This window comes from Sphingomonas sp. BE123 (assembly GCF_031456015.1).
Taxonomy (GTDB): Bacteria; Pseudomonadota; Alphaproteobacteria; order Sphingomonadales; family Sphingomonadaceae; genus Sphingomonas.
In genome coordinates this window covers 785,627-797,120 of sequence record NZ_JAVDTW010000002.1, presented here as the reverse complement: position 1 = coordinate 797,120, position 11,494 = coordinate 785,627, and the positions used below count along the sequence as shown (strand labels likewise).

The window sequence follows — 11,494 nt, the reverse complement described above, 5'->3', positions numbered from 1 at the left end:
CCTCCTCATGCCACTGGCGGAGGCAATGTTGCCTCCAGCCGGTAGAAGGGAAAGACGAGATTGCTGCGCGAATTGGTCTGGCGGACGATGTAGACGATCGTGATGTCGAGCCAGCCGGCAAGCTCGGCTTCGGTCACGCTCACTGCCTCCACCGTCACGCGCGGTTCCCATTCGGTAATCGCCCGCGTGACCATCGTCGCGATCGCATTGGCGGTCGTCGTGGTCAGGCTGGTGAACAACATGGCCTCAAGATCGCAGCCGAAGGTGGCAAGCATGGTCCGCTCGCCCAGGCGCGTGGACAGGATGATCCACAGGCTCTGCCGGATATCGGTGTCGCCGCTCGCCATCGCGACGGTACAGGCCACCCGGTCGAACGTGGGGGGAAAGCCCCAGCCGCGCCCCAGAAACGCGGGCTCGACCGGCGGGTAGGATTGGCCAACCTGAGCCGGTGGGAGGAAGCGGCTGCGGGTCATGGATTGAGTGCCACGGTCGCGCCCTTGATCTGCACCGCGCCGTCGGCCGTGAGCTTGGCCGAGGCGCTGGCAGATGCGGTCAGCGACGCCGACGCACTGATCGTGACATCGCTCCCCGCGCTCAGCTTGATCGCGCCGCTTGCCGTCAGGCTGATGTCCGACGCGCTGTTGAGCGTAATGCCATGATCGTTCAGCGTGATGCTGTTGCCATTGGCGTCGGTGATCGTGACCGTCTTGGTCTTGTCATTGAGGCTGATGCTTTGCTTGGCCGGGGTCGTGATCAGCAGTTCCGGCGAATCTTCGATGAAATCGATGTGGAGCTTCGACTTGGTCATGAAGCTCTTGACGTTGTTGGGCGCGGCATCGCCCCCCGATGTCGGCGGATAGGGCGGCGGCCTCGTCTTGCTGTACAGGCTGCCGAGTATCACCGGATAGCGCGGATCGCCGTTGAGGAACGACAGCACCACTTCGTCCCCGATTTCGGGGTAGAAATTGGATCCGATCCCGTTCGAGGCATAGAAGGAGCCGAACCGCGCCCACACGCCGCTCCCGCCCTGCGCCTGAAGCAGTGGCAGGGTGACCAGCACGCGAAACTCTCCATCCGGATCCTGATCGATCTGTTTAACGATTCCGGTTTGGAGATTGTTGATCGGCGGCAACCGGCCCGACGCGCCGGCAGCAGCGACATTGGCCGCCGTCTCGGCAAAGCTGGCCGGGGACAGTCCGATATCCACGGTCGTCTTCCACAAGCCTTCGGACAGTCGGTGATGCACCGCCGAAACATAGCCGTTGCCGTTGAACCGCGCGCCGAGCCCCGCCAGCGCGACCATCGCGCCCGGAACCGCCAGCGCACTCCCCTGAAACCGGATCTGGCCACGGACCTTCGCAAGCTCTCGCATCATCAACTCGGCCGAGGACCAGGCAGTCAGTTCCGCCTGCTGCAGCTCGCCCCCGCTTTGCTGCCAATAAGGGCTGATCCCGAAGACTCCGGCCAGCGTTGCCGACGACAGATTGCCGGGCGTTGTCACGCTCGCCGACGCGCTGCTGGACTGTACCAGCGCCTGCGTCGCCGGATCCCAGCCAAAGCTGCTGATCGCGCTGGCGGCGAGCTGGGGAGCGGCGTCCAGCTCGGTGCGCAGATCCAGGATCGACTGACCATAGGTCAGCGTCAGGACCGGGCTGGCATCGGTTTTGGGCGGCGCCACCGTCACCTTGCCATCGGCCACCGTCACTACCATCCCATTGGCCTGCGCGCGCAGGATCATCAGATCCCAGGCGGTGGCATAATATTGCACGATGACCGGGTATTGCGTGGAAGTGGACGTCACGACCGGGGACAGGCCGGCCGCGCTGATCAGCTTTTCGATCATCGCGCTATCGGTGCTGTTCTCGAAAATCGCGTTCTGGCGGGCGATGGTCATCGCCATGGCCTTGTCGCTCGCCTCGACCACCAGGCGGGAGGGGCCATCGACGCTCGCTTCCAGTCCCTGGCGGACGATGACTCCGCCGAAAATCTGGGTACGGCTGGCGCCATAGCCGATGGCGATCGTCAGCGCGACGCCGGGGATCAACGCGGCAGACTCGCTGATTGCGAAGGTTTCGTCGGCAGCGCTACCGTCGGACAGTATCAGGCGCGCCCGGGGCAGCTTGTTCACCCCGCTCCACGTTTCCACGCTCAGCACCTGATAGCTGCTGTCGAGCGCCGCGCCGTTGACGGTGATGTCGCAGGCCGGCGGGCTCGTCGCCAGCTGATCGGGGGACGGCGCGGTCATGTCGTTCCCCCGCTCAGTGGCGGGAACAGCAGTTGCGTGCCGGGCGCGAGCCGGCGGAACCCGAGCAGGCGATTGAAGCGCGCCACGGCGCGATAATAGCCGCTCGATCCATAGATCCGGTAACAGAGCAGCGGCAGCGTGTCGCCCGCCTGCACTGTCACCAGATGGGTCATGTCCGGCGACTGCTTGTTCGCCTCTTTCGCCAGCTGGCTCTCGCTGCTGAAGGATTCGAATGTCACGGCCACCTTCGCCCGCAGCGGCGTCCCGTCCGGGCGGAACAGGGTATAGGTGGCGTTCATGCTCGTCAGCACGCACTGAAACTGCAGCTGGGCCCAGGCGAGGATCAGGTAGTTGGGACTGTGGATCGCACCGTTCAGCGTCACGGCCAGCGTGGTGAACTGGGCGATCGCATCGGCAACCCCATTGGCGTAGCTCTGCCCCTGGGCCGGCGGAATCACGCCGGTTGCATCAAAGACCAGCTCGAACGACACCTCTTCCTGTGCCACGCGGTTGAACTCGGGCGACGGGCCGCCGCTCCCCTGCGCCTGACGGTCATTGTAGCTGATCTGGGTCCGGTGCGTGTAGCTCGCGGGGTTGATCCAGACGGTGAAGGGCTCGCCGACCTTGCTGGTGAAGCCGGGGTCGGAATAGGCGGTGATGATCATCTTGGCCGGCGCGGTGACCGCCATGTCAGCGTTCCTCGCGCAGGCGCAGGTTGCGCAGCACCTGCTGAACACAGGCATGGACGATCGCCTCGACCCGCGCCTCGCTCATCGCCTCGCCCGGCGGCCCTGCCGCGCCCCCCTCCGGCGCGGGCCGCGACCCCGGCGGCAAGGTCGGGCCGATGGCGATATGGACGCCGATCTCACTGATTTCCAAAGGCATCTTCTATCCTGTCGCAGTCCGGATCATGCGGCGCCAGCCGGCGTCTGAGCCAGTTGCCGGGTGACGGTCGTGTAGGCGACCTCCAGCGTCTCGGTGAGGACGTCGTTGCGGGTCGAATCGAACGGGCCGACCTCCCACTTGACCGGCCAGGCATTGTCGAACGTCCAGGTCACCAGCGGCTGGCCGCTCGGATCGAGCAGGCTTACCAGCAACACCTGAGTCTGAATCGCACTGCCCAGCGTCGACCCGACCGACTGCTCCGCCCATTGCGCGAGCGCCGATGACTGGGTGACATAGCCGCGCTTCAGCACCAGGTTCGAATGCTTGGTCACGCCGGGCAATTGGTGGACATGGCTATTGACGCCACCTTCCTGTACCTCCTCAAGCTCGACCTTGGGATCGATCCCCGAGACTTCCTGAAAGGCGGCGTCGATGGCCGTCTGCCCCTGCGATTGCGATGCCGAGGCAATCGCGATCGCAAAGGCAAAGGCTGGCGGCGGATAATAGCTGGTGTCGCCCATTTCGGATCAGGCGATCGACACCTTGAGGGTCTCATAGGCGATCTCGATGCTCTCGACCGCGACCTCATTGCCGTCGGACTTGAGATCGGTACCGCTCAACTTGGTCGGGAACGCGTTGTTGAGCGTCCACATCATCCGCGGCGCCCCCGTCTCGTCGAGCAGGTTCACGACGATCGTCGACCGCGCGATCGTGTTCATCGCAATCGAGCTGAACCAGGTCCAGAGCGTCTGGTCGGTGACGAAGATCCCCTTCTTCATCGTGACATTGCCGACCTTCTGCAGGCCCGGCATCTTGATCGGCGCAAAGATGGCGCTGTTACCCGCACGATACTCGATCACCTGCGCTTCGGACTCGAGCCCGGTGACCTCCTGGAACACCGGCGTTCCGGGGATACCGGTCACCGAGAAATAGAATTTGGGCAGCGGCCAGGTCGTGTTTTCTGCAGACATGACAATCTCCTGTCAGAATCGGGAAACGGGCGCGGATCAGCTGCCCATCGTTTGGGTGAAGGTGAGTTCGATGAACTCGGCCGGATGGATCATCTGCAGCGTCACCGCGACGATCATGTAGCCATCGAGCACATTCTGCGACGTCATCGTCGTGCCAAGCCCACACGACACGGTGAACGCGTCGCTCGACTTGGCCCCCATCAGTCCGCCCTGCTGCCACAGGCCGGTGAGGAAACTGGAGATCGACGCAGTGACGGTCGCCCAGGTCGTCGCATCGTTTGGCGCGAAGACATAGGATTGCAGCGCAGTTTTGATCGACTGCTCGACATAGATCAGCGTGCGGCGCACCTGGACATAGCGATAGTCATTGCTGTTGCCGTCCAGCGTCCGCGCGCCCCACACCACCGTGCCGCGCCCGGGCATCGCGCGCAGCACATCAATCGCCTGGCCATTGGTCGGCACGTTGAACCCGGCCTGTTCCCCGTCGCTCATATTGTAGAGCGGCCCATTGACCCCGGCGAGCGAGATGTTGGCCGGCGCATTCCATACGCCGCTTTGCGCATCGCTCTTGGTCCACACGCCGGCAAGCAGGCCGCTGGGCGGCGCGATGTTCATCGTCTTGGCGATCAGCTGCTCGATCTGCGCGAACACCGGCAGCGCGTTGAGCAGCAGATTGTCGAGGCTCGTCTGCCACTGGGCGAGCGCGGCCGGCGTATCGGCTGTCGGGGTCGGATAGTCGCTCGCTTCGACCGAATATTGCACCGTGTTCGTGCTGCCAAAGCTTGACCCCAGCGGGAACGCTGCGGCGATCGCACCCTGGATCGTCTTGAGCTGGGCGCCGCCATAAAGCTGGTTGGCCTGGGTGGTCAGGATGTTGTTGACGATCGAATTGTCGCCGTCGCCGGTCGCGAGGAGATTGGTGAACAGGATATCCGATGTCGTTACCACCGACGTATTCAGCGCGGGGGCATAGGCGACGCCATAGCTGACGCTCGCCACCTGCGGCGCGATCGCCGTCGACAGATTATCCTGGCACGCGACCAACGCTTCATAGCTGGTTGCCGTCATGCATCCGGGCAGGTCGAGGATCGCCACGCGATCCTGCAGCGCGCTGGCCTGCGCCAGCATCGCGATCGCCACGCTGGAGAAGTCGGCCTGGCTCAACTGGCAGGCTTCGGGCACGACCAGCATCGTCGGCCCGACCGCGTAGCTCGCAGCGTTGATCCCGACCAGCAGCCCGGCATCGCCCGGCGTGCTCGGGTCGCCGACCGCGATCGATCCGGCAAACCAGTCTGCGGGAACCGGGTCGGGCAGCGCCGTCGGGAACTGGTTGGCCCAGTAGCTGCCCACCGACACCACATAGCAATTGCCGCCACCGTTCGCGAAGAACAGCCGCATCTGCCAATAGAGGTTGAACTGGTTCGGCTCGTTCGGCAGCGCGGCGGGCGCAAGCGTGAAGCCGGTCGAGGTCACGCTCATCCCGGCACCGCTCGCCTCGGGGGCACCGCTCGGCGCAGCGGTCGTAAAATTGGCGTAGAAGCTGGGCACCGGAGCCGGGGTCGCCGCACCGCCGCTTGCTGGCGTGGGCGGCGGCGGAGTCTGGGTCACGGTGAAATTCTGCACCGCCGCCCCGCCGAAATAGGTGTTGAACTCGGTCATCGACGAAATCTGGACCGGCGTGTTGTAAAGCGACTGGCCCGTCGTCGGATCGCCCGCAAATTCGGTATAGCCGATGAAGATCGGGACTGCGGTCGACACGCCGACGATCGAAGAACCGAAGGCATCGATTTCGGTGATATAGACCCCGGGTGTACTGCGGTTCAGGTAGGAACTGGTCGCTGTGGCCATGACGTGATCCCTTCTTCGGCTGGACGGATGAACTCGATTGCACGCGCGTTGCAGTCAGGGCGCCAGTGTCCCTTCCGGCTCAGACATAGACATAGATTTCGGAACTCCCGCTCAGCGCCCCGCCGCCCGCGACGGGCCAGACCGGCGCGGGCGGCGCGGTCGGCAGGCGCGCGACGCTGATAGGATCACGCGCGCCGGTCGCGCCTTGGCGGTGACCGCTCAGTCGAAAACATTGCGGCGCGTGCTGATGCAGCGGCAATGCGGTTGCCGCGGTGAACAGGATCGCCCGGTCGCCATTGGGCAGCGCCGCGCGCGATTTGGCGAAGCTGACATCCCCGCCGGTAATGGCCAGATCGTCGGCGAACTGGCCGCGCCCTCGCGCCACGATATAATAATGCCAATATGTCGCGCGGGATTGAAAACCGATCGTCAGCGCAACCGGCCGGATCGTTGCTGGCGGTGTGGCTGCGCCGCGCGCCGCTGGCGCCGCCATCGGCGAAACCGGATAGGCGGCCGGATCGCCCGCGCCCGGAACCGGCTGGGTCAGCAGCAGGTCAAGCAGGGCGAGCGACACGGGCGTGCGGGGAAGGTAAAGCCGGGTCGCGCCCGGCCCGCGCGGGGCGATCGGCCGCCCGGTTCTGCCGGTTACCGCAACGCTGTACAGGCCATAGGGCAGGCCGGTCAGGTCGAACCGAGTCACCGCGTCGCTCACGCTTGTCCGCGCTGCCACCGGGGCACCGGACAGGTCGAGCAATGCCGCCGTGCGGCCCGCCGGCGTGGGCACCGCCCATCCTGTGCCAGCCAGCGGGACCAGCGCGTCGGCGCCGCCGGCCTCGACCTGCATCCGTCCGGCCGCTGCGCTCGCCGACCGATTGTCGAGATGCAGATTGTCCGTCATCAGATTGGTCGTGATTGGAAGCCGCGTCATTCCGACAAATCCCGGATTGGTCGCCACCAGCTGGAAGCTCAGCCGGCTCCAGAAACCCCGCCCTTGCGGCCCGTTCGCATAGCTGCTGCGCAGAAATGCGATCATCGCTTCGGCCCGCGCCGCGTTCACCAGCACGGAAAAGCCGGTACCGTGGTCGCGGAACACCATGTTCAGCTGCCGCATCAGCGCGGCGCAAGCGGGCGTCGGGACGACCCGAAGATCGGGGCAGGCGCCCCCGCCGGCATTGTAGAACCCATGTTCGAACCGCACGTCGAACAGCGTGATATAGCCGGTGCGCAGGCCGGCCATCGGCGCTGCCATACGCCCGCGCGGTGCCGCATGCGCGCCGCTCACGAGCGCCCCTCCGCCATGCCGGTTCCCCCGACCGCATAGGCGCGCCCCTGCATCGCGGTCGATGCGAACGGGATCATTCGCAGCTTGTAGAACGCGCTCGGCAGATAGCGCGTGCCCAGCATGCTCATCACATAATTGACGTCGACCGGGCTGAGATTTTCGAATTCCAGCGTCAGCTTGTCGAAGGCGGGCGCCAGCATGGGCGCGTTGGCTGAATCGTAATACGGCGTCTGCTGGAAATAGGCGATCAGGCGCGACAGCGCGGCCAATCCGTCGCCATAATTCTTCTCGGTAAAATTCGCCATGAACATCAGATGGATATCGATGAACAGCGGCGGACAGACGATGGCCAGCGCGGCGGCGGGGTCCATGTTTCGCCCGCTCGACAGCGTCGGTTGATAGGTGCTGATCGTCGTCTCGCGGGTGATGTTGTAGACGCACATAATGATCTTGTCGCGAGCACCCTGGTTCAGCGCACCGCCATGATCGACCAGGCTGGTCAGGCTGACCCAGGCGTCATCACGACGATCCAGGTTCTCCAGATAGGCGTTGGCGAGCGCACAGATCGTCTCGAGCGCATTGCGGATCAGGTCGTCGGACATCGCACGCCTCTCCCTTCCCCTGCATCGCAGCGACCAACCACTGCAAAAACGAGCACATATGCGAGACTAAGCCAGCCGCTCACTCCGCCGCGCTCAGCAAGCGAAGCGGCGACATTCACCAAGCCATGCCAAGTCGACTGCAAATCAATCGGTCAGCACAACACTGCAAACTGAATGATTTAACCTCTAAGAGCGCGATCAACTTAATTTGATATTGCGATAAACAATATATTATGCGGCCGATCTAGCCGACCGATCCCGTGTCTTTGATTCGCTCAAATAACAATAATATATATTGGAGTATTCCAATATTTTTTTATTCATCACGACTCGGCTTGACGATATATTTGACAGCGGCGGAGTCAATATACTCATTCGATTCTTCTGCTTAAGCGCGAGCTAACATAGCTTGCTGCCATCTACCGCCACTGGAATTGGAGATCCGTTCTTCTTGGATCGATTTGTTCGATATGGATCCGAAATGGATCTTATCGCTCAATGACTTAGCCCAACTTGCTTATGGGGCGCAGGCACGCGTCGCCCATCGGCCGGCGCCGCTGCGAACGGCCAGGTCAGAAGCGGTAACGCGCGGCTACCAGATCGCTCCGTGGATCCAGCGCGCAGCCAGCGCGCGCAATGTCGTGGAAATCCGGATCCAGAAGCGGGTGAGGACCGCTATCGCTCCAGCAGCTTCACCGCACGGGCAAGGTGGCCGCCCAACTGCACCGGCTCACTGTCGTCCCGTCCGTCCAGCCGCAGCTGAAGCCGGGCGTTGATGCCTTGGCTGCGTCGGCGCGCATAGTCGGCGCTCCCCTGCAACGACATGCGATCCAGCGTCAGCAGATCCAGCCGCGGAGCGACAAAGCTCCCGTCACCGGTAGATCCGGGATGATATGCGTCGATCGTCAGGGCGAGTGCGGACCGGTCGAAATCGGTGGCGGCGTCGGTAGCAGGGCGCCCGAGCAGCTGCCACTGTTCGACCTTGAGCGCGAGCAGCGGGGACAGCGTCGGCGCGTCGGGATCGCTGCCGCCCACGACAACCGCCTCCGCCATCAGGACCGACAGACTGTCCGTCCTAATCAGCGCGCCGGGCGCTAATGCAGCCGACTCCTGCGCGCCCGCCGGAGCGGCGATCAACCCGATGCCAACACCAATTCGCGCCCAGTAACCAGCCATCACTGCGTCCCCCTTCAGTGATGGCAGGAAACTGCCCGATTCGTCCGAGCGACGCAATCATTGCTGTGCTGCCGTGCGCGCCGTCTGCCAGCTGAAGCGCAGCGCCGACACCGCGGTCGGTTTTTTGGCCGGACCGCTGCGCGTGGTCGATCCGACCAGCGCGGAATCGATCAGCTCCTCGATCCCGGTCCCGGCGCCGCCATTGTTGCGCAGGCGCGTTCCGGCCAGCGTCGGGCCGGCGGCGGTGGCACAGGCTGCGCCGTCCTCCGGGCCTGGCACCACCGGACATTGCGCCAGGCGCGCGTAGCTGAGCGGAACGCCGTCGGTGACGTCGCTGACGAGCAGCACCAGATCATCGCGCAGATCGCCACCCGGGCTGGCATCGGTCAGGCTGTACTGCAGCACACCGCTTTCGCCCGCGCGCAGCCGGGTCGGGTTGTCGGCCTTGATCTGGAACCGCCCATCCTGTCCGTCGAACAGCAGGATGCCACCATCGGGCGAGAAGATGAGCGGGTTGACGTAAAGGTCGGTCTTGCCCGTGTTGGTGACCTTGACGAACAGCCAGTCGCATCGCTGGAAGCGGAAGCCACCGGCCTCGCTGCCGTCGCCGCCGACGCGGCGTGCATCCTTGTCGACCGCGTAATAGTCCGCGGTGGTGTCGGGGCAGGCCGCGCCGGCGGCCAGCGCCTTGGGCCGCGCGACATAGAATTCAACTGCGACGTTGCGCGCGGGGTCTTCGCTCGGCGTTCCGCTTGCCAGCGCCGGGCTCGCCAGCACCCGCTGCAGCCGGCTGAAGCGCGTCGCCTTGACCAGCGCCCCGCCAATCGCGAAGCGCACGCGGATTGTCGGGTTGCTCCCGCCCTGGGCGAGCGTCGCAGCAAGGTCGATCGCGCCGAACTCAGCGGTGACCTGCCCCGGCGGCTGGGTGAGGGCCAGCCGGTCGCCCTGAAAGGCGAGGATCAGGTCCGCCGCTTCACCCGGCTGGACAAAGCTGGCGCCGATGTCGGCGGGCTTGATCTCCTTGAGCGCGGCGAGCGCTGCCGCCTGCGCCGCACTCGGACTGGCAGGAACGGCGGGAAGCGCGATGCGATAGTCGAGCTGGACCGGCTGCTGCTCGATCGTCGCGACAAGGCGCACCTCACGCGACAATGGCTTGCCGTCAATGTCGCGGACATCATTCCACGCTTCGGCCGGAATATCGCCAAAGGCGGCCGGCACCAGAATGGCGCGATACGCGTCAGCTTGTGACACCCGGCCGTACAGGATCGTCTTGTCCCCCGCCGGCGAAGTCAGCGCAAGACCAACGATGGTCCCCTCGACCACCCCCTGCAGCTGCCCGGCACTCATCTCCAGCTGCTCAAGCTTGACCGGATCGGTCGACTTGGTTTCCGCGGTGAACACCCGCGCTGGCTTGTACACCGCCCAGCTGCCGCCGCCTTGCGCCGTCACCGCAGTCTTCATCAATCCGCCCATGACCGGCCGGTCGAGATCGCCGTCGAATTCGGGCCGGGGCGCCTTGTGCCCGTCGATCCCCGCCGTCACGCGGTTGGCAAGGTCGCGGTAGGAATAGACGCGGGGATTGTTCCAATTGGCCATGGCGTAGACGGTCAACAGGCCGTGCGCCGCCTGCTCCAGCGGATCGGCATAGCGTGGCGCCTGATATTGTTTGGCCTGCTGCGCCGAGGGCACCGCGAGCAGCCCGACATAGGCGCCCCAGCCCGCCTTGCCCTTTGACGTTTCGACCGCGAGGTCGCGGACGAAATTGCCGTCGCTGACCGTCGCAAACTTGCGGCTCACTTTCAGGCCCAATTTGGTCGAGGTCGGCGCGCCATTGTCCTTGCCCGCAGCGTCGCGGTTGGAGTCGCCCGAATGGCAGAAATCCGCGAGATAGGTGACATTGCCGCCCTTCGCCCGGATCGCGTCGATCACCGCGCCGATTTCGTCATCGGTTACCGCATTCTGGATCTTTTCGGATCCGTTGGCGGGGCCGGTGTCATAGGGCAGGAACACTTCATCGAGCCCGTCGGGTTCGGACCCTGGCACCGCCTCATTCTGTTGCATCCCATGCCCGGAAAAGGCGAGCAGTACCTCGTCCCCCGGCCGGGTCGTATCCACGATCCGCTTCATCGCCGCGAGGATATTGGCCCGGGTGCCGACCGCATCGGGCCTCACGCGTGTCTGACGCATGCGCGGATTGCCGCGCGCTGCCAGCAGTTCGGGGGTTGGCGGGTCGAGCAACAGCGTTACGTCCTGCGCCTTCGCCCCTTCGCGCAGCAAGGTCTCGGCGATCAGGACGGAATCATTGAACGCGCCGATCATCGGGGAGGCGATGCCGTCCTTGTAATTGACCACGCCGATGATCACCGCGCGGATCCGTCCCTTGGCTTCCGCCGCGGGTCGTGCTTCCGCCGGCGACGCGAACGGCATCGACGCGGCGACCAGCGCGACGGCGCCCAGCGCCAGCATGAACTGCCTCACCATCGTG

At 64.7% G+C, this 11,494-nt stretch carries 11 protein-coding genes; all 11 read right to left on the bottom strand.

Annotated features, from left to right (window positions below):
- Positions 1-5 precede the first annotated feature (5 nt).
- The 11 genes from J2Y54_RS12025 to J2Y54_RS11975 all read right to left on the bottom strand — a co-directional run bounded on the left by J2Y54_RS12025 (position 6) and on the right by J2Y54_RS11975 (position 11,490).
- A complete protein-coding gene (locus J2Y54_RS12025; RefSeq protein WP_310039946.1) occupies positions 6-473 on the bottom strand; it encodes a GPW/gp25 family protein in 468 nt (155 codons plus the stop codon).
- Positions 470-2,245, bottom strand: coding sequence for a type VI secretion system tip protein VgrG (gene vgrG, locus J2Y54_RS12020; RefSeq protein ID WP_310039944.1), 1,776 nt, complete (start codon positions 2,243-2,245; stop codon positions 470-472). The genes J2Y54_RS12025 and vgrG overlap by 4 nt, the downstream gene beginning before the upstream one ends.
- Positions 2,242-2,934, bottom strand: a complete 693-nt coding sequence (locus J2Y54_RS12015) for a hypothetical protein (RefSeq protein WP_310039942.1) — start codon at positions 2,932-2,934, stop codon at positions 2,242-2,244. Before J2Y54_RS12015 ends, vgrG begins: the two co-directional genes overlap by 4 nt.
- A 1-nt stretch (position 2,935) precedes the next feature.
- Positions 2,936-3,130, bottom strand: a complete 195-nt coding sequence (locus J2Y54_RS12010) for a DUF5908 family protein (RefSeq protein ID WP_310039940.1) — start codon at positions 3,128-3,130, stop codon at positions 2,936-2,938.
- Positions 3,131-3,153: 23 nt separating this feature from the next.
- The gene (locus J2Y54_RS12005; protein WP_310039937.1) at positions 3,154-3,651 is read right to left on the bottom strand and encodes a phage tail protein; all 498 of its coding nucleotides are present in this window, start codon (positions 3,649-3,651) and stop codon (positions 3,154-3,156) included.
- A gap of 6 nt (positions 3,652-3,657) precedes the next feature.
- Complete coding sequence (locus tag J2Y54_RS12000) at positions 3,658-4,101, bottom strand: phage tail protein (RefSeq protein WP_310039935.1); 444 nt, start codon at positions 4,099-4,101, stop codon at positions 3,658-3,660.
- A gap of 36 nt (positions 4,102-4,137) precedes the next feature.
- Positions 4,138-5,949, bottom strand: coding sequence for a phage tail sheath C-terminal domain-containing protein (locus tag J2Y54_RS11995; RefSeq protein ID WP_310039933.1), 1,812 nt, complete (start codon positions 5,947-5,949; stop codon positions 4,138-4,140).
- A gap of 79 nt (positions 5,950-6,028) precedes the next feature.
- On the bottom strand, positions 6,029-7,231 hold the full coding sequence (locus J2Y54_RS11990) for a hypothetical protein (RefSeq protein WP_310039932.1): 1,203 nt from the start codon (positions 7,229-7,231) through the stop codon (positions 6,029-6,031).
- Positions 7,228-7,833 (bottom strand): DUF4255 domain-containing protein, encoded by a 606-nt coding sequence (locus J2Y54_RS11985; RefSeq protein WP_310039930.1) that lies wholly within the window; start codon positions 7,831-7,833, stop codon positions 7,228-7,230. The genes J2Y54_RS11990 and J2Y54_RS11985 overlap by 4 nt, the downstream gene beginning before the upstream one ends.
- A 675-nt stretch (positions 7,834-8,508) precedes the next feature.
- Entirely contained in the window at positions 8,509-9,009 is a 501-nt protein-coding gene (locus tag J2Y54_RS11980) for a hypothetical protein (protein ID WP_310039928.1), read from the bottom strand.
- Positions 9,010-9,066: 57 nt separating this feature from the next.
- Entirely contained in the window at positions 9,067-11,490 is a 2,424-nt protein-coding gene (locus J2Y54_RS11975) for a caspase family protein (RefSeq protein ID WP_310039926.1), read from the bottom strand.
- Positions 11,491-11,494 lie beyond the last annotated feature (4 nt).